13 protein-coding genes, 2 tRNA genes and 1 pseudogene are annotated in these 18,417 nt (G+C 73.7%); 6 read left to right on the top strand and 10 right to left on the bottom strand.

Features of this window, described 5'->3' with window-relative positions; translation table 11 throughout:
• Positions 1-57 precede the first annotated feature (57 nt).
• The 4 genes from ACN28A_RS22825 to ACN28A_RS22810 all read right to left on the bottom strand — a co-directional run bounded on the left by ACN28A_RS22825 (position 58) and on the right by ACN28A_RS22810 (position 4,565).
• Entirely contained in the window at positions 58-1,101 is a 1,044-nt protein-coding gene (locus ACN28A_RS22825) for an ROK family protein (protein ID WP_421397827.1), read from the bottom strand.
• 550 nt (positions 1,102-1,651) lie between these two features.
• A complete protein-coding gene (locus ACN28A_RS22820; RefSeq protein ID WP_421404587.1) occupies positions 1,652-2,782 on the bottom strand; it encodes a cystathionine gamma-lyase in 1,131 nt (376 codons plus the stop codon).
• A 68-nt stretch (positions 2,783-2,850) separates the two neighbouring features.
• Positions 2,851-3,846, bottom strand: coding sequence for an NAD(P)H-dependent glycerol-3-phosphate dehydrogenase (locus ACN28A_RS22815; protein WP_421397825.1), 996 nt, complete (start codon positions 3,844-3,846; stop codon positions 2,851-2,853).
• Positions 3,843-4,565, bottom strand: coding sequence for a lysophospholipid acyltransferase family protein (locus ACN28A_RS22810; protein WP_421397822.1), 723 nt, complete (start codon positions 4,563-4,565; stop codon positions 3,843-3,845). Before ACN28A_RS22810 ends, ACN28A_RS22815 begins: the two co-directional genes overlap by 4 nt.
• Positions 4,566-4,725: 160 nt before the next feature.
• On the opposite strand from ACN28A_RS22810, the pseudogene cofC reads away from it, so the two are divergent.
• The 4 genes and pseudogenes from cofC to ACN28A_RS22790 form a co-directional block, all read left to right on the top strand.
• Positions 4,726-5,355 (top strand): annotated as a pseudogene (gene cofC / locus ACN28A_RS22805) (2-phospho-L-lactate guanylyltransferase); the annotation flags it as partial.
• Positions 5,356-6,017: 662 nt separating this feature from the next.
• On the top strand, positions 6,018-8,162 hold the full coding sequence (locus ACN28A_RS22800) for an RNA degradosome polyphosphate kinase (RefSeq protein WP_421404585.1): 2,145 nt from the start codon (positions 6,018-6,020) through the stop codon (positions 8,160-8,162).
• A gap of 86 nt (positions 8,163-8,248) precedes the next feature.
• The gene (locus ACN28A_RS22795) at positions 8,249-9,778 is read left to right on the top strand and encodes a CHAD domain-containing protein (RefSeq protein WP_421397819.1); all 1,530 of its coding nucleotides are present in this window, start codon (positions 8,249-8,251) and stop codon (positions 9,776-9,778) included.
• The gene (locus ACN28A_RS22790) at positions 9,766-10,752 is read left to right on the top strand and encodes an NUDIX domain-containing protein (RefSeq protein ID WP_421397816.1); all 987 of its coding nucleotides are present in this window, start codon (positions 9,766-9,768) and stop codon (positions 10,750-10,752) included. The genes ACN28A_RS22795 and ACN28A_RS22790 overlap by 13 nt, the downstream gene beginning before the upstream one ends.
• A 207-nt stretch (positions 10,753-10,959) precedes the next feature.
• Here ACN28A_RS22790 and ACN28A_RS22785 read toward each other — a convergent pair whose 3' ends face one another.
• The 3 genes from ACN28A_RS22785 to leuC form a co-directional block, all read right to left on the bottom strand.
• Positions 10,960-11,559: an HU family DNA-binding protein gene (locus ACN28A_RS22785; RefSeq protein WP_421397813.1), complete on the bottom strand. Its 600-nt coding sequence runs from the start codon at positions 11,557-11,559 to the stop codon at positions 10,960-10,962.
• A gap of 174 nt (positions 11,560-11,733) precedes the next feature.
• Complete coding sequence (gene leuD, locus ACN28A_RS22780) at positions 11,734-12,321, bottom strand: 3-isopropylmalate dehydratase small subunit (RefSeq protein ID WP_421397810.1); 588 nt, start codon at positions 12,319-12,321, stop codon at positions 11,734-11,736.
• 15 nt (positions 12,322-12,336) lie between these two features.
• Entirely contained in the window at positions 12,337-13,791 is a 1,455-nt protein-coding gene (gene leuC / locus ACN28A_RS22775) for a 3-isopropylmalate dehydratase large subunit (protein WP_421397807.1), read from the bottom strand.
• A gap of 49 nt (positions 13,792-13,840) precedes the next feature.
• Here leuC and ACN28A_RS22770 point away from each other — a divergent pair, with 49 nt between their 5' ends.
• Entirely contained in the window at positions 13,841-14,527 is a 687-nt protein-coding gene (locus ACN28A_RS22770) for an IclR family transcriptional regulator (protein ID WP_101370253.1), read from the top strand.
• A 740-nt stretch (positions 14,528-15,267) separates the two neighbouring features.
• On the opposite strand, the gene ACN28A_RS22765 is transcribed toward ACN28A_RS22770, so the two are convergent.
• The 3 genes from ACN28A_RS22765 to ACN28A_RS22755 all read right to left on the bottom strand — a co-directional run bounded on the left by ACN28A_RS22765 (position 15,268) and on the right by ACN28A_RS22755 (position 16,404).
• Positions 15,268-15,340 (bottom strand) — tRNA-Glu (locus tag ACN28A_RS22765).
• Positions 15,341-15,421: 81 nt separating this feature from the next.
• Positions 15,422-15,496 (bottom strand) — tRNA-Gln (locus tag ACN28A_RS22760).
• A 104-nt stretch (positions 15,497-15,600) separates the two neighbouring features.
• Entirely contained in the window at positions 15,601-16,404 is an 804-nt protein-coding gene (locus ACN28A_RS22755) for a fumarylacetoacetate hydrolase family protein (protein ID WP_421397804.1), read from the bottom strand.
• 154 nt (positions 16,405-16,558) lie between these two features.
• Here ACN28A_RS22755 and ACN28A_RS22750 point away from each other — a divergent pair, with 154 nt between their 5' ends.
• Complete coding sequence (locus tag ACN28A_RS22750) at positions 16,559-18,412, top strand: hypothetical protein (protein ID WP_421397801.1); 1,854 nt, start codon at positions 16,559-16,561, stop codon at positions 18,410-18,412.
• Positions 18,413-18,417: the final 5 nt, after the last annotated feature.

Here is an 18,417-nt window from a genome sequence, read left to right as displayed (position 1 = left end):
GGTTCTGCGACCCTGAGCCGGTCAGGGTGGGGCCTCCCCTACCGCCGGCTCTCCCGGTTACCCGACCGTCGGAGCGGCGGCTCCGTCCAGCAGCTTCAGCGCGGCGATGGCGGCGCCCCGGGCCCCGGCCATGTCGAGATCCGGTACCAGCGCGAACCGGGCCCGTTCGGCCTGCTCGGTGCGGAGCGTGGTGTGCTCCCGGACGGTGGCCAGGAACCAGTTCCGGAACTCCGGCGTCGCCTCCACCACGCCGCCGCCGACGAAGTACCCGTCCGGGTCGGTGAAGTTGGCGACGATCGTGAAGAGTCGGCCCAGCGCCATCGCCTGCTGCTCGAAGATCCGCAGCGCCATCGGGTCACCGTCCACCCCGTAGGACCGGACCTGCCTGGCGGCGCCGACCGGGTCGAGTTCGGCGAGCGGGTGTCCGGCATACCGACCCAGCCAGTACGGCAGCAGGTTGCGCCGGATGCCGGTCAGCGAGGCGACACTCTCCACGTCCCCGACGAACCCGCAGTTGCAGACCGGCACCGGCTGGCCCTCGGCGAGCAGGCCGAACATCGGGATGTGCACGTGGCCGAGTTCGCCGGCCATCCCGGCGGTGCCGGTCACCACCCGCCCGTCGACGACCACACCACCGCCGAGCCCGGTCCCGACGATCGCGGAGACCGAGGAGCGCCCCGGCGCCTCGGCGCCGAAGTAGCAGTGGTGGGCGTAGAGCGCCGCCGCGTTGCCGTCGTTGTGGTAGACCACCGGGACGCCGAGCCGGCGTTCCAGGGCGCCCCGGATGTCGAATCCGCGCCAGGCCGGCTGGGAGAAGTTCGTCGAGCCCCTGGACGAGATGACCCCGGTCGCACTGGCCGGCCCCGGGGTGTCCAACCCGACCGCCCGGACCTGCTCCCGCCCGGTGCCGGTGCGCGCCAGTACCTGCTCCAACGCCGCCGCGAGCGCCTCGACCGCCGCCTCCGGCCCCTCCAGCACCCGGCACGGGGTCTCGACCAGCTGGTCGACCAGGAACCGCCCGGTCGCGTCCAGCACGGTGGCGTTGTTGCTGTTACCGCCGTTGTCAAGCCCGACCACGACCGGTATCTCCGAGTTCGCCATGGTGTGCCTCCCCGGTGCGACGGCCGACCGATCTCCATACCCTGCCCTACCCGGGGTAGTCCCGCACACCCCTCACCGCCCGTGGGACAGCGGAACGGGTCGCCCGACGACGGGCGGCAGTACCTCGCTTTGGAGACTGTCGAGCTGCCCCGTCTGTGCGCCCAACCACGCTGCCCGCCCGTCCACCCAGACACGCCGCCCCGCCTGCGCCCAGACACACACTGCCTCGCCTGCGCGCAGACACAACCTGCCCCGCCTGCACCCAGACACACTGCCCCGTCTGTGCACCCAGCTCGACAGTCTCCCCGGCGGGTAACCCCGACCGGGCGCGACGCGTCCGGTCCATTCGCCCGGCCCTCGACCGACGCTCCCCGCCCCCGCCTCCGGCCGCCCAACCCCCGGCCCGGCCCACGGACCCCCGGCCCACGGCCCACGGACCCCGACCACGGACCCCGGACCCCGGACCCCGGACCCCGGACCCCGGACCCCGGACCCCGGACCAGGATTCTGGGCGGCCGCGCCCGGCCGGACAGCGTCGAGTCGGGACGCGTCAGGCCGGGCCGGCCGCGTCCAGCGCGGCGGTCAGGTCGGCGACCAGGTCGGCGGCGTCCTCGACTCCGCAGGAGAGCCGGACGAATCCGGGCGACACGTCGTCGCCCCACTGGGCCCGCCGGTCGGCGCTGGTGTGCAGGCCGCCGAAGGAGGTCGCCGCGAAGACCAGCCGGCTCGCGGTCAGGAACCGCGCCACCCGGCCGGCGTCGCCGAGGTCGAACGCGACGATTCCGGGCACCCGGCGGAGCTGCCGGCTGGCGATCGGGTACGCGGCGTCGTCGGCCAGCCCCGGCCAGCGTACGGCCAGGACGTCGGAGCGGGCCCGCAGCATCGCCGCCACCGCCGCCGCGTTGGCGCTCTGCCGGGCCAACCGCAGGTCCAGGGTGGCCAGTGAGCGGTGCGCCAGCCACGCGTCGAAGGCTCCCGGGATGGAGCCGGTGGTGGTCCGCCAGCCCCGGATCGTGTCCAGCAGGCGCGCGTCCCGGCCGGCGACGTAGCCGAGCAGCAGGTCCGAGTGCCCGGTCAGCGCCTTGGTGCCGGAGGCGACCACCAGGTCCGCGCCGAGGTCCAGCGGTCGCTGGCCGAGCGGCGTGGCGGTGGTGTTGTCGACCGCGAGCAGGCTACCGGCGGCGTGTGCCCGGTCGGCCAGCTCGGCGATGTCGCAGACGTCCAGACCCGGGTTGGCCGGCGTCTCGACAAGTACCAGGCGCACCCCGTCGAAGGACGGGTACGGGCCGGCGGTCGGCACGAACTCGACCCGTACGCCGATGCCGCGTAGCGTCTCGGTGGCGAACGCCCGCACCGGGAAGTACCCGTCGGTGGGTAGCAGCACGGTGTCGCCGGGCCGGAGCACCGCCAGGAGCAGCGCGGTGATCGCCGCCTGCCCGCTGGCGAAGGCAAGGCAGTCTCCACCTTCCAGCTCGGCGATCGCCGTCTCCAGCCCGCGCCGGGTCGGGTTGTCCGGCCGGCCGTACCCGTTCGGGGCCGTGTCCGGGCCGGCCGCCGGGTCCAGGTGGTAGGGGGCGGCGAAGACCGGACCGGGCAGGAACGGCTCTCCCGGCACCGGTTCGGGCAGGCCGGCGTGCACGCACCGGGTGCCGTCGCCGTAGTCGGCCCGGCCGTCCGGCAGGCCGGCTCGTACCCCGTCCGCCCGCTCGGGGATACCCCCCGGCCGCGGCCCGGTGCCGCTCACTCCGCTCACTCCGGCCTCGGTTTGCGGCTCATCAGGGCCGCCATCGCGGTGTGCGGGTCGGCGCCCTCGTGGCAGACCCGCTCGACCTGCTCGGTGATCGGCATCTCCACACCGTGCGCCCGGGCCAGGTCCCGGATCGCCAGGCAGCTCTTCACCCCTTCGGCGGTCTGCCGGGTCGCCGTCTGCGCCTCCTCCAGGGTCGCCCCCCGGCCCAGCTGCTCGCCGAATGTCCGGTTCCGGGCCAGCGGCGACGAGCAGCTCGCCACCAGGTCGCCGAGACCGGCCAGCCCGGCGAAGGTGAGCGGGTCGGCGCCGAGCGCCACCCCGAGCCGGGCGGTCTCGGCCAGCCCCCGGGTGATCAGGGTCGCCCGGGTGTTGTCGCCCAGCCCCATCGCGGTGGTGATGCCGTACGCCAGCGCGATCACGTTCTTGACCGCGCCGCCCAGCTCGCAGCCGATCACGTCGTCGTTGGTGTACGGCCGGAAGTACGGCGTGTTCACCGATGCCTGCACCAGGGTCGCCCGGTCGGTGTCGGTGCAGGCGACCACTGTCGCGGCAGGCTGCTCGGCGGCGATCTCGGGGGCGAGGTTGGGGCCGGAGACCACCACCACCCGGTCCGCCGCCACCCCGGCGGTCTCCACGATCACCTCGCTCATCCGCTTCGTGGTGCCCAGCTCGATCCCCTTCATCAGCGAGACCAGCGTGGAGTCGGGCTCCAACTGCCCGGCCCACTCGGCCAGGTTGCCGCGCAGGGTCTGCGAGGGCACCGCCAGCACCACCAGGTCGGCACCGGCGATCGCCTCGGCGGGCTCGGCGGTGGCGCGTACCGCCGCCGGCAGGTGCAGCCGGGGCAGGTAGTCGGGGTTGCAGCCGGTGCGGCGGATCGCCTCGACCACCTCCGGTCGACGGGCCCAGAGCCGTACGTCCCGGCCGGCGTCGGCGAGCACCTTGGCGAAGGCCGTACCCCAGGAGCCGGCCCCGAGCACGGCGACATGGCTCATGCCGGCTCTCCGGTCCGCCGGTTCTGTTGGGCCGACCAGAGCGGCGGCGGTGTCCCGCCCCGGACCTCGGCGAGCATGTCGCGCAGCCGCAGCATGATGGCGTCGGTCATCTCGTCGAGTACGGCCTTGGTCGGCACCGCGCCGCTCCACCGGCCCAGGTCCACCGGCGGGCCGGCGACCACCGTCACCGGGGTACGCGGACGCAGGCTGAACTTCTTGGTGCGCGGGTCGAAGATCCGCTGCGGGCCCCACATCACCACCGGCACCACCGGAGCGCCGGTGGCCAGGGCCAGCCGGGCAGCGCCGGTCTTGCCCCGCATCGGCCACAGCTCCGGCTCCCGGGTGGTGGTCCCCTCCGGGTAGATCACGACCGCCGCGCCGGACCGGACCGCCCGCTCCAGCGTCTCCAGCGACCTGGCCGCGTCGACGGTGCCGCGCTCCACCGGGATCTGCCGGCACTTGCGCAGGATCCAGCCGATCACCGGGACCTTGAAGACGCTCGCCTTGCCCAGATAGCTGGGCCAGCGGCCGGCATCGTAGATGAAGTGCGCCGAGACCAGCGGGTCGAAGTGGGAGAGGTGGTTCGGGACGATGATCATCCCGCCGGACGGCGGGAGGTGCTCCATGCCACGCCATTCGCGCCGGGTCCAGACGGTCAGCACCGGCTTGACCACCATGACGGCGAACCGCCCCCAGAACCCCAGCCTGCGCCGTCCCACTCTGCCTCCTCGTCGCCCCAACCCCTGGCACGGCCCGGCCGGGTGCCGCCGCCCGCAGCGAAATCATGCCTGTTCGCCCCGGGTACGGCCAGCCAGGGGTGCGCACCGGGCGGGGTACGCCACCGGACGGGCGACCGCCGCGAGCTGGCAGGATTGTCCCGTGGCGGAGCGGAACTGGACCGTGGTGGTGCCGGTCAAGCGGCTCTGGTCGGCGAAGAGCCGGTTGCGCGGCGCGCTGGACGGCGTACCGCACGAGGTGCTGGCACTGGCGCTGGCCGAGGACACCGTCGAGGCGGTGCTCGGCTGTCCGGCCGTCCGGCGGGTGCTGGTGGTGACCGGCGATCCGGTGGTCGGGCGTACCCTGGGCCGGCTCGGTGCCCGGATCGTGCCCGAGCCGCCGGCCGCCGGGCTCAACCCCGCGTTCGCCCGGGGCGCGGCAGCCGCCTCCGGCGGCCCGGTCGCGGCGCTCACCGCCGACCTGCCCGCGCTGCGTCCGGCCGAACTGGCCGAGGCGCTGCACGCCGCGAACGAGCCTGCCGGGGTACGCCGGTTCGTCGCGGACGCCCCCGGCACCGGCACCGTACTGCTCACCGCCGCCGCCGGAGCGGCCCTGGACCCCCGGTTCGGCCCGTACTCGGCGGCGGCGCACGCGGCCTCCGGCGCCGGCCCGCTGACCGGCGGCTGGCCGACGCTGCGCCGCGACGTGGACACCCCGGCCGACCTGCGGGCCGCCGCCGCACTCGGGCTCGGCCGGCACACCGCCGCGCTGACCCGGCGGTCGGCACCGGCCCGCATTCGCGCCCGCCGGTGTACGGTGCTGGGCATGCAGGGCACGGTGGCCGACTACGACCCGGAGACCCGGACCGGCACGCTGCTGCTCGACGACGGCACCCGGGTCGGCTTTCCGGCGGCCGCGTTCGACGCCTCCGGGCTGCGCCTGCTCCGGTTGGGCCAGCGGGTCCGGCTGGAGCACGACGGCGCCGGCACGCTGGTCCGGATCACGCTGCCGACCTTCCCCTGACCGGCTGGGCCGAGTTCATTTTCCGTTAACCCGCAGCGGGGAATGATGATGTCGTGAGCACACCGCCGTCCCGCCGCCCGACCCCGCAGCCGGGGACCGACGCCAGCCGTACCCCGAGGACCAGTCGCACGACCCGGGCCGGCCGGGCCGGCGGCGAGCGCCCGACTGCCGCCGGCCGGGCCGGCCGGCCGAAGGGGCGGCCGGAAGGGCACACCGACCGCGAGCCGGCCGCCGAGCCGGACGGCACCGTCGAACCGGACACCGGCGCCGAACCGGACCGTTCGGCCGCCGTGGACCAGGCCGCGGACTCGGCCCGCGCCGCGACCGGCGGGCCGGACCGCGGCCCGGCGACCGGCCTGACCGACAACCCGGAGCGGGGCCGGCGCGGCGGGCCGGCGACCGGGCCGGGCAGTCCGGTACCGGAGAGTGGCCTGGCCGCCCGCCCGGCGACGACCGAGCCGGCCGCCGAACCCGTGGCGGAGCCGGCCGAACCGCTGCCGTCGGAGCGGTTCCTCAACCGGGAGCTGTCCTGGCTGGACTTCAACGCCCGGGTGCTGGCCCTGGCCGAGGACCCGGACACCCCACTGCTGGAACGGGCCAAGTTCCTCGCCATCTTCGCCAACAACCTGGACGAGTTCTACATGGTCCGGGTCGCCGGGCTGAAGCGGAGGTTGCAGGCGGGACTGCCGGTCCGGGGCGGCGACCAGATGCCGCTGACCACCCAGCTCGAACTCGTCTCCGAGCGGGCCGCCGACCTGGTCGCCCGGCACGCGGCCTGCTTCGTCGACGAGGTGATGCCGAAGCTGGCCACCGAGAACATCGCGCTGCTGCACTGGGCCGACCTGCCCACCCCGGAGCGGCAGCGGCTGCGGACGTACTTCCGGGAGCAGATCTTCCCGGTGCTCACCCCGCTCGCCGTCGACCCGGCGCACCCGTTCCCGTACATCTCCAGCCGGTCGCTCAACCTGGCGGTGGTGGTACGCGACTCCGACGGCGGGTCGGAACTCTTCGCCCGGGTGAAGGTGCCGAACAACGTACCCCGGTTCGTCCGGGTGGAGCGGGACGCACCCGGCTACCGCTACCTGCCGGTGGAGGACCTGATCGCCGCCCACCTCGACCAGCTCTTCTCCGGGATGCAGGTGGTGGAGTGCCACCTGTTCCGGGTCACCCGCAACGCCGAGGTGGAGGTCGACGAGGACCGGGACGAGGACCTGCTGCAGGCCCTGGAACGGGAACTCGCCCGCCGCCGCTTCGGCCCGCCGGTACGCCTGGAGGTGGCCGCCTCCGTCTCCGACCACGTACTCGAACTGCTGGTCCGGGAACTCGACATGGACAGCCAGGACGTGCTGCGGGTGCCGGGGCTGCTCGACCTGACCGCGCTCTGGCAGGTCTACAACGAGTCCAACCGGCCCGAGCTGAAGGACCCGCCGTTCGTGCCGGCCACCCATCCCCGGCTGGCCGAGGGCGAGGTGCCGCGCAGCGTCTTCGCCACCCTGCGCGACGGCGACATCCTGGTGCACCACCCCTACCACTCGTTCTCGACGAGCGTGCAGCGCTTCATCGAGCAGGCCGCCGCCGACCCGAACGTGCTGGCCATCAAGCAGACCCTCTACCGCACCAGCGGGGACTCCCCGATCGTGGACGCGCTGATCGACGCGGCCGCCGCCGGCAAGCAGGTGGTGGTGCTGGTGGAGATCAAGGCGAGGTTCGACGAGGTGGCGAACATCGGCTGGGCCCGGGTGCTGGAGCGGGCCGGCTGCCACGTCGTCTACGGCCTGGTCGGGCTGAAGACGCACTGCAAGACCGCGCTCGTGGTCCGGCAGGAGGGCAACCAGATCCGCCGGTACTGCCACATCGGCACCGGCAACTACCACCCGAAGACGGCCCGGCTCTACGAGGACTTCGGGATGCTCACCGCCGACCCGGAGATCGGGGCCGACCTGACCGACCTGTTCAACGTGCTGACCGGGTACAGCCGGCAGACGTCGTACCGGCGGCTGCTGGTGGCGCCGCAGGGGGTCCGGCGCGGCCTGATCGAGCGGATCGACGGCGAAATCGACCGGGCCCGGGAAGGGCTGCCGGCACTGGTCCAGTTCAAGGTCAACGCGCTTGTCGACGAGGCGATCGTGGACGCGCTCTACCGGGCCTCCCGGGCCGGGGTGCACGTGGACCTGCTGATCCGGGGAATGTGCACGCTGCGGCCCGGTGTCCCGGGACTGTCGGAGAACATCCGGGTCCGGTCGATCCTCGGCCGCTTCCTCGAACACTCCCGGGTCTTCCGGTTCGGCACCGGGCTCGCCGCCGACGCCTCGGACGGCGGTGTCGAGTTCTGGATCGGCTCGGCCGACCTGATGCACCGCAACCTGGACCGCCGGGTGGAGGCACTGGTGCAGGTGACCGACCCGACCGCGCGGGCCGAGCTGGACATGCTGCTGACCACCGCGATGAGTCCCGGGGTCGAGGCGTTCGAGTTGACCGGGGAGGGCCGCTGGATCAGGCACGCGGGCAGCCCGGAGGCGCCGCTGGTGAACCTCCAGGAGGCGCTGCTGCGCCGGGTCGCCGGTGGTGCCAAGTGAGCCGGTGGTGCCAAGTGAGTCGGCAGAGCCGGGCCGCCCGGCGGCGGCCGCTCGGCCGGACCGGCATGCCGGACTAGGCTTGGCCGATGCTGGAGGAGGAGCGGAAGTACGACGTCGAAGCCGGTTTCACCCTGCCCGACCTAGCCGCGGTCGTGCCGGACGGGATCCGGGTGGTGCGGATGCCGCCGGTGACGCTCGCCGCCAGCTATCTCGACACCGCCGACCTGCGGCTGGCCCGCGCCGGGGTGTCGTTGCGGCACCGCAAGGGCGACGAGTTGCCCTGGACGGTCAAACTTCCCGCCGACAGCCCCGGCGTCCGGCACGAGATCTCCCGCCCGGGCCGGCCGAAGAGTCCGCCGGCCGAACTGGTGGGGCTGGTCACCGCGTACTCCCGGGGTGCCGAGCTGCGGCCGGCCGTGCTGGTCCGCACCGTGCGCCAGGCGTACGAGCTGCGCGACGGCGCCGACCGGGTACTCGCCGAGATCGCCGACGACGCGGTGCAGGTACGCGACGGCAAGCAGGTCCGGTCGACGTTCCGGGAGATCGAGGTGGAGCGCAAGGAGGGCGGGCCGGAACTGCTCGACGTACTGGAGTCGGCGCTGACCGCGGCCGGCGCCCGGGCCGGGAACTTCGTCCCGAAGCACGTCCGGGCGCTCGGTCCGGCGGCCGAGGCCACACCCGACCTGGTGCCCCCGGGTGAGCTGCCGGCGCGGCCCAGCGCCGGCGACGTGGTCACCGCGGCGGTCCGCCGGGGGGTCGGCCGGCTGCTCGGGCACGATCCGCTGGTCCGGTTGCGGGCGCCGGTGGGCGACGACGACACCGCCGTGCACCAGATGCGGGTCGGCTGCCGGCGGCTCCGCAGCGACCTGCGCACCTTCGGGCCACTGGTCCGCAAGGCGTGGGCGAAGCCGCTGCGGGACGAGCTGAAGTGGCTGGCGGGGATACTGGGCCTGGCCCGGGACGCCGAGGTGCTGCGGGCCCGGCTTTCCCGGACGGCCGCCGCCGACCCGCTCGCCCCGCTGGACGCCGCGGCGGTACGCCGGATCGACGCGGTGCTGGTGGCCCGGCACGAGGCGGCACTGGCCGCCGTCGACGAGGCGCTCGGCTCGCAGCGGTACCGCGACCTGGTCGAGGCGCTCGTCGACGCCACCCGGGCACCGCAGTTGACCGACCGGGCCGACGCGCCGGCCGACAAGGTGCTGCCCCGGCTGGTGGCCCGACCCTGGCACCGGCTCACCGACGGCGACGACGAGGTCGACGGCGCCGCCGACCTGGACCCGGCCGCCCCGGACGAGCGCTGGCACGCGGTACGCATCAACGGCAAGCGGGCCCGCTACGCCGTCGACGCCGTCGCCGGGGTCCTCGGCGGCGACGCGGCGAAGCTGGCCAAGGCGCTGGCGAAGGTGCAGGACCTGCTCGGCGAGCACCAGGACGCGGCGGTGGCCGCGCAGACCTGGCTCGGCATCGCCGAGCAGGAGCCGGGCGACCACGCCGTCGCGGTCACCGCCGGCCGGTTGGCGGAACGGGAGCGGGCGGCCGTCCGCACCGCCCGGACGGCCTTCCCGGCCGCGTGGCGCCGGGCGAGCGGGAAACGCCGGACGGCATGGCTGCGGTGACCCCGGTCCGGGCGGCCGGCGGGGTGGTCTGGCGCCACTCGCCCGACGGCGTACGGGTCTGCCTGGTGCACCGCCCCCGTTACGACGACTGGTCGCTGCCGAAGGGCAAGCTGGATCCCGGGGAACATCCGCTGACCGCCGCGGTGCGCGAGGTGGCCGAGGAGGCCGACGTGCTCGGGGTGCCACAGGTGCGGCTGCGCCCGGTGCACTACCTGATGCGCGACGGTGCGCCGAAGACCGTCGAGTTCTGGTCGATGCGGGCCGCCGGCAGCGGCGGTTTCCAGCCGGGGACCGAGGTGGACGACGTACGCTGGCTGCCGCTGGCCGAAGCCGTCCGGTTGGCCAGCTATCCGCACGACGCCGGGGTGCTGGAGGACTTCGCGGCCCTGCCGCCGGTGGGCGCGGAGTTGGGCCTGGTCCGGCACGCCTCGGCCGGCAAGCGGGGCACCTGGTCCGGGCCGGACACCGCCCGGCCGTTGGACGACGCCGGGGTGGCGCAGTCCCGGGAGTTGGCCGGACTGTTGGCGCCGCTGCACCCGGTACGCCTGCACTCGGCGGCCCCCCGGCGTTGCGTGCAGACGTTGCAGCCGCTGGCCGAACTGCTCGACCGGCCGATCGAGGTCGATTCCGCGTACGACGAGCCGAAGCCGGGGCAGGACGAGGAGGAGAACGCCCTGGCCGCCGCCGCGGCTCTGCTCGAACTGGCCCGCTACGGCGAACCCGCGGCGGTCTGTAGCCAGGGAAAGGTGATCCCGCAGGCGTTGCTCCGGTTGGCCGCCGCGTCCACCGCCCGGCCCGGTGCGGCCACGGCCGGCGATTCCACCGGTGCGGTCGGCCCGGTGCGGCTGCCCGGCTCGGTGCAGGAGTTCCGGACCGCGAAGGGCACCGGCTGGCTGCTCGCCTTCGGCGGGGACCGGCTGGTGGCGGCCAGCCGGCTCGACCCCGCCGACCGCTGCGCCGCCGTCGCGTCCTGACCGGCCCGGACGCGGCTCTGCCGGGCCGACCCGCGCACGGGTAGACCCGAACCTCGGCCTGCGGGTTTCGCGCCGTCCTGGAGCCGCTGAGCGGCGTCAACGCCCCCGTCCACGGCCGGGCGGGCCGCTGTCCGGGCCGGGATTTCCGGTACGGACAACGTGAAGGGCGCCCCCGGACGGACCGGAGGCGCCCTGGCGATAGCCGGATCAGCGCTTGGCGGCCTTCTTGGCCGGCGCCTTCTTGGCCGTGCCGGCCTTCTTGGCCGCCGTGCTCCTGGTCGCCGTGCTCTTGGTCGCCGTCTTCTTCGCCGCCGTGCTCTTCTTGGCCGCCGTGGTCTTCTTGGCGGTGGTCGTCTTCTTGGCTGTGGTGGCCTTGGTGCCGCCCGCCTTCTTCGCCGTCTTCTTCGCCGCCGCCTTGGTGGCGGTCGTCTTGGCGGGCGCCGCCTTCTTGGTCGTCGTCTTCTTGGCGGTGGTCGACTTGGCCGTCGACGCCGTCGCGGTCTTCTTCGCCGCCACGGTGTTCTTCGGGGCCTTGCCGCTGGCCACCATCTCCTTGAACCCGGCGCCCGGCCGGAAGGCCGGAACCGATGTCTTCTTCACCTTCACCGATTCGCCGGTGCGAGGGTTGCGGGCTGTTCGAGCACCGCGCACGCGCTTTTCGAACACCCCGAACCCGGTGATGGCCACCCGGTCTCCCTTGGTGACCGCCGCCTGGACCTCCGCGAGGACCGCGTCGAGCGCCGACGTCGCCGTCTTCCGGTCTCCCAGACGAGCGGCGAGAGCCTCGATGAGCTCGGCCTTGTTCACGACTTCCCTCCCAATGTGCAACTGGACTCAACGCGAGCCATTCTGCGCGCACGGTATGCCCTGTGCCACCGGGACACAAACATCTGCTCGAAAAAACCCATTGTGTCGCAACGGATTCGCCCCCGCCGGGTGTACCGGCGGGGGCGAAAACGACTGTGCGGTCGGCGGTTCGGCCTATGCCACCACGGGCCGGAAGGAGGATCGCCGGGCCTCGTACGCCGCGATGTCCGCCTCGTGCCGGAGGGTGAGTCCAATGTCGTCCAAACCCTCCATCAGCCGCCACCGGCTGAAGTCGTCCATCGGGAAGGACCAGGTGTCCTCGCCGGCCCGGACCTCCCGGGCGGTCAGGTCGACCGTGATCCGGGCCGTCGGGTCGGACTCGACCAACTCCCACAAAGCCTCGACAGCCTTCAATTCAAGCTCGACCGGCAGGAGCCCTTCCTTGAGCGCGTTCCCCCGGAAGATGTCCCCGAAGCGGGGGGCGATGACGGACTTGAACCCCCAGTCGCGCAACGCCCACACGGCGTGCTCGCGGGAGGAGCCGGTGCCGAACTCGGGGCCGGCGACGAGAATCGATGCCCCGGAATATGAGGAATCGTTGAGAACGAATGTCGGATCCTCCCGCCAGGCACTGAAGAGGCCGTCGGCGAAGCCGGTCCGGGTCACCCGCTTGAGGTACACGGCGGGGATGATCTGATCGGTATCCACGTTGGACCGGCGCAGCGGGACCGCCGTACCGGTGTGCACGGTGAACTTGTCCATCTCAGGTCAGCCCCTTCACAGATCGGCCGGCGCGGCCAGCCGGCCCACCACGGCGGTGGCGGCGGCGACCGGTGGCGAGACCAGGTGGGTACGCCCGCCCCGGCCCTGCCGGCCCTCGAAGTTACGGTTGGAGGTCGAGGCCGAGCGCTGGCCCGGCTTGAGGGTGTCGGGGTTCATGCCCAGGCACATCGAGCAGCCGGCGAACCGCCACTCGGCGCCGGCCGCGGTGAAGACCTTGTCCAGCCCCTCCTGCTCGGCCGCCTCGCGGACCGCCGCCGAACCGGGTACGACGAGCATCCGTACCCCGTCGGCGACCCGGTGCCCGCGCAACACGTCGGCGGCGGCCCGGAGGTCCTCCAGCCGGCCGTTGGTGCAGGAGCCGACGAAGACAACGTCCACCGGTACGTCCCGGAGCCGGGTCCCCGGCTTGAGGTCCATGTACTCCAGCGCGCGCCGGGCGGCGGTCTGTTCGGCGTCGGTGACGAACTCCTCCGGATCCGGAACGGCGGCGTCCAGCGCGGTGCCCTGGCCGGGGTTGGTGCCCCAGGTGACGAACGGGCTGATCCGGCTGGCGTCCAGCACCACCTCGCTGTCGAACGTCGCGCCCTCGTCGGTCGGCAGGGTCCGCCAGTACTCGACGGCGGCGTCCCAGTCGGCGCCCTGCGGGGCGTTCGGGCGCCCCTTCAGATAGGCGAAGGTGGTCTCGTCCGGTGCGATCATCCCGGCCTTGGCGCCCCACTCGATCGACATGTTGGCGATGGTCATCCGGCCCTCCATGGAGAGCCGGCTGATCGCCTCGCCCCGGTACTCCACGATGTGACCGCGCCCGCCGCCGGTGCCGACCTGGGCGATCAGCGCCAGCACCAGGTCCTTGGCGGTGACCCCCGGTCCCAGCTCGCCGGTCACGGTCACGGCCATGGTCTTCGGGCGGTTCTGCGGCAGGGTCTGGGTGGCGAGGACGTGCTCGACCTCGCTGGTCCCGATCCCGAAGGCCAGCGCGCCGAAGGCGCCGTGGGTGGCGGTGTGTGAGTCACCGCACACGATGGTCAGCCCCGGCTGGGTCAGCCCGAGCTGCGGCCCGATCACGTGCACGATGCCCTGGTTGTCGTCACCGAGCGGATGCAGCCGGAGGCCGAACTCGGCGCAGTTGCGGCGCAGCGTCTCGATCTGGGTCCGTGAGGTCGGGTCGGCGATGGTGAGCAGGTCACCGCGCCTGGACCGGAACGACGGGTCGTCGTAGCCGGTCGGGGTGTTGTGGTCCTCGGTCGCGAGCGTGAGGTCGGGCCGGCGGACCTTCCGGTTCGCCAGCCGCAGCCCGTCGAAGGCCTGCGGGCTGGTCACCTCGTGCAGCAGGTGCAGGTCGATATAGAGCAGATCCGGCTCACCGTCAGCGGATCGCACCACGTGAGCATCCCAGACCTTCTCGGCCAGGGTCCTGGGCGAGGACGGCTCCGGAGTGACTCCCACCATCTGGACATCCTAAATTCTGGGAGGTAGGTTTCGGCTTGTGGGACACAGTATGAGCGGTGTCGGCGTTCTCGACAAGGCGGTGGTCATCCTGGCCGCCTGCGTCGACGGCGCCAGCCTGGCCGAACTCGTCGATCGCACCAAGCTGCCCCGGGCCACCGCACACCGGTTGGCCCAGGCCCTGGAGATCCATCGAATGCTGGTCCGGGACACCCAGGGACGCTGGCGCCCCGGGCCGCGCCTGGGCGAGCTGGCGAACGCCGCCCCCGACGTGCTGCTGACCGCGGCCGAGCCACTGCTATCGGCGCTCCGGGACGCCACCGGCGAGAGTGCCCAACTCTATCTGCGCCGGGCCGACGAGCGGATCTGCGTGGCCGCCGCCGAGCGGGCCAGCGGGCTGCGCGACACCGTACCGGTCGGCTCGGTGCTGCCGATGACCGCCGGTTCCGCCGCGCAGATCCTGCTGGCCTGGGAGCCGCCGGAGGCGGTCATGCCACTGCTGCCCCGCTGCAAGTTCACCGGCCGCACCCTGGCCGAGGTACGCCGCCGGGGTTGGGCGCAGAGCGTCGCCGAACGGGAGGCCGGGGTGGCGAGCGTCTCCTCGCCGATCCGGGACCGGACCGGTCGGGTGATCGCCGCGATCAGCATCTCCGGACCGATCGAGCGGCTCGGCCGGCGCCCCGGCGACCGGCACGCGATGGCTGTGGTCCGGGCCGGCCAGCGCCTGAGCGGCCTCTAGACCACGGCGGCGGACCAGTACATGGCCACACGCCGTCGGACCGCCCGCTCGCCTTGACCGCCGCCGGACCGCAGACCGCCGACTCGGCCGCCCACCGCCGGACCGCAGACTCGCCCACCGCACCGCAGACTCGCCGCCCAGTCGGCCGGACACCTCTCGTCGGCAGACTGTCGAGCTGCCCCGCCTGTGCGCCCACTCACCGCGCAGGTTCAGGGACGGCGTCCGGAGAGTTCGGGAACGACGTGCGGAGCTTGCGGAACGGACGCCGGGCTGACCGGCGTAATGCTGGAATTGTCGCGCCCCATTCGCGCACCCAGCTCTACAGTCTGCGCGTCGAACCATCCCTGCCCGGGCTGGACGGGCCGATCCGTGTGCCAGCGGCCCCAGGCCAACCACCCAGCTGGTCGCCACGTCCGGCACGCCGGGATGTCGGCACCTCCGGCACGTCCGGCACGTCGGTACCTCCGGCACGTCGGCACCTCCGGCACCTCCGGCACGTCGGCACCTCCGGCACGTCCGGCACGTCGGCACGTCGGCACGTCGGCACCTCCAGCTTTCGCCGGACGTGGTCAGCGGTTTCGGGTGCCCGCTCGCGGGTGGTGTGCGATGCTCGACATCGGGGACCGACCCCGGCGCACCCGAGCCGGGCGGCGAAGGCTCCTGGCTGGCACGGGCACGGGTCCGGGTGGCGTGAGGACGAGAACGGCCCGCGCCACCGGAGTGACACGGGCCGTCGATCGTAGCCCCGACCGGATTCGAACCGGCGCTACCGCCTTGAGAGGGCGGCGTCCTAGGCCGCTAGACGACGGGGCCAGGACTTTCCGTTGTTGACCTTGCGATCAACGCTGCTGAACTCTATCAGAGACCAGCTACCGGCGCCCTTTCGGGCTTCGGTGGCTGGGGTACCAGGACTCGAACCTAGACTAACTGAACCAGAATCAGTCGGGCTGCCAATTACCCCATACCCCATCGGTGCTTGCCGCACCGAAAGCGAACTTTACCGGACCCGGCAGTGGAGACCAAATCGGGTCGGTGCCGGGCGACGGTCCCACCGCCATCCGGCCGTCGTGCCCTCAGTCGAGGGCCACCACCGGGTTCGACAGCTCGCCGATGCCGCCGACGCGGACGGTGACGGTATCCCCGTCGACGATCGGACTAACCCCCGCCGGGGTGCCGGTCAGCACCACGTCGCCGGGCAGCAGCGTCATCACGTGCGAGATATAGGACACCAGGGTCGGAACGTCGAAGACCATGTCCTTGGTCCGGCCGAGCTGGCGTACCTCCATCTCGTCGGCACCGCGACCCACCTCGCAGCGAACCTCGACGTCGCCGACGTCGAGGCCGGTCGAGATCCACGGCCCGAGCGGGCAGAACGAGTCGAAGCCCTTGGCGCGGGTCCACTGGCCGTCCGAACGCTGCAGGTCCCGCGCGGTGACGTCGTTGGCGCAGGTGTAGCCGAAGACCGCGCGGGCAGCGGCGGCCCGGTCGGCCCGACGGGCACCGGGCGGCCCGATCACCACGGCCAGCTCGGCCTCGTGCTCGACCTGCTTGGACTGGGCCGGCAGCCGGATCGCGTCCCGGGGACCGATCACCGAGGTCGACGGCTTGAGGAAGAGCAACGGCTCGGCCGGGACGTCGTTGCCGAGTTCGGTGGCGTGCTCGGCGTAGTTGCGTCCGACACACACCACCTTGCTGGGCAGGATCGGCGAGAGCAGCCGGACGTCCGCCAGCGCCCAGCGCGCGGTGGTGAACCGGATCTCACCGAACGGATGGCCCTCGATCTCGGCCACCGTCAGGCCCTCGGGACCGGCCTCCGGGTCACCCTCGACCACGCCGAACGACATTCCCTTTGCATGAGCGAAACGAGCGATACGCACGGTGCCAATCTATCCCCACAGCCAGCGGGCACCGCTGGCGCATACGGCGGGTCGGCACCCTACCCGAGCGGCGGGGCCACCGGCGGAGCTTCGATCCTTCCCGGCCGGCCGGCCACCCGTCCGGCTTAGCGTCTGGGCGGGAGGAGACTTCGTGATGCCTGCATCGATCCGACTACGTGCGGTGGGGGCGGTGATCGCGGCTTGCCTGCTGACCGGTACGGCGCCCGGCGCCCCGGCCCAGGCGGCCGAGACCCCCGCCCAGCCCAGGGCCGCCGCCCCGGTCCGGCCGACCGCCCCGCTGATCACCCTCGCGATGGCTACGTCCGGCGATCCGGCACCCCGCTACGACATCCGGGTGCGCAACGGCACCGACGGCATGGTGAAGACGACCGTCCGGCAGGAGCTGCCGGCGGGGGCCACCCCGGCGCTGATCAGCCAGGGCGGCCTGGCCAGCCCGCCCGGCACCATACCCGGACAGCTCGGCACCGAGGTGGTCTGGCAGGTGCAGCTCGGCGCCCGCAGCAGCGCCCTGCTGCACACCACCCTGGTACCCCCGGCGCGCGAGGTCGACGTCACCGCTCCGGCCTGTGCCTTCGTCGCGGGTGGCAACATGCCGTACGACTGCGCGACAGCGACCTGGAACCGGGCCCGGGCGGCCGCCGCCGCTCCGGACGAGCCGACCCAGGCGCAGGCGGCCGCCTCGCCGCCCTGGTGGCGCCGGGGCGGCCTGCCGGCCACCGCGGTCGCCGCGCTGCTGCTGCTCGTCGCGGCCGGCGGTGCGCTCTGGTGGTGGCGGTTGCGCCGACGGCGGGCCGCCGGCCAGGTCGACGCCGCACCCGTCGACCGGGTCGACCGCCGGGCCGCGAAACGGGAGGCGAAACGCCTGGCGGCGGAGCGGCGGGCCACCGAGAAACAGGCCGCCGGGGCGGCCCGACGGGTCCGCAGGTCGGGCAGCCCGATCGCCCGGGCCAGGGCGCGGGTACGCGGGGACCACAAGATCCCGGTCCCGGAGAGCGTACGGCGGGCCACCGGCCACCCGCGGATCGGCGGCGCGGCCGAGCAGTCCGCCCCGGCACCCGGCACCGGCGCTCCGCTGGGCGGGGCCGGTGCCGGTCCCCACCCGGAGCAGCGCCGACCGGCCGACGACGGGGTACTCGACGACGGCCGGCTGCTCCGGGACGGCGGACTGGCCGGTGCCGACGAACCCACGACCAGAGCTGACGGGACGACCGAGCCGGGCGGACCGGAGCCGGGCGGACCGGAGCAGGGCGGCCACGAACCGGGCGGTCTGGTCGGCATCGCCGGCGGAGCCCGGTACGTGGGCCGGGCACCGATACCGCCGCGCACGCCCGTGCCGGACGGCGACGAGGAGCCGGCCGGGGAGGTCGTACCCGAACCACCGGAACCGACCGCCGAGGACCTCGCCCCGGTCGTCGGCCGGGCCCGTCCCGCCCCGCATCCGGCGGCCACCTACCGGCCGCCACGCAGGCGTCCGAGGCCACCCGCGTGGGCGGCGGTCGGCTTCGCCGCCCTGCTGGCGGTGGCCCTGGCCGGTCTCACCGCGTGGACCGGGTCGAGCCAGGTCAGCGCGATCAACGGCGACCGGCAACCGTCCAGCGGGGCGTGGATCGGCAAGACCGTGGCCGGACCGCTCGGTACGGGGCTGCGGGAGAGCGCCTTCGAGTTCACCGTCTACCGGCTGGTCTGCCCGCCGGCTCCCGGTGGCTGCCAGGCGATCCTCGGGGTACGCAACCTGACCGACAAGAGCCAGCAGTGGCACGGCACACTGCAGCGGGCGTACCTGCCCAGCGGGGACTGGGTCGGCGCCGACCTGCCGGCGACACAGGTCGCCAACGCCGGCAGGGACCCGTTCGCCGAGCCCGTACCGGCCGGCCAGCGCATGATCACGCCACTGGTCTTCGCCTCGACGGGTGCGGCCGAACCGACCCGGATCGAGCTGCGCAGCGCCGTCTTCTCCGCCGGGGTCAGCGTCGACGTGCCGCACTAGGCGGC

Source organism: Plantactinospora sp. WMMB782 (genome assembly GCF_049179135.1).
Taxonomy (GTDB): Bacteria; Actinomycetota; Actinomycetes; order Mycobacteriales; family Micromonosporaceae; genus Plantactinospora.
The sequence above is the reverse complement of the archived record's forward strand: the minus strand, read 5'-3'. Positions and strand labels throughout refer to the sequence as shown.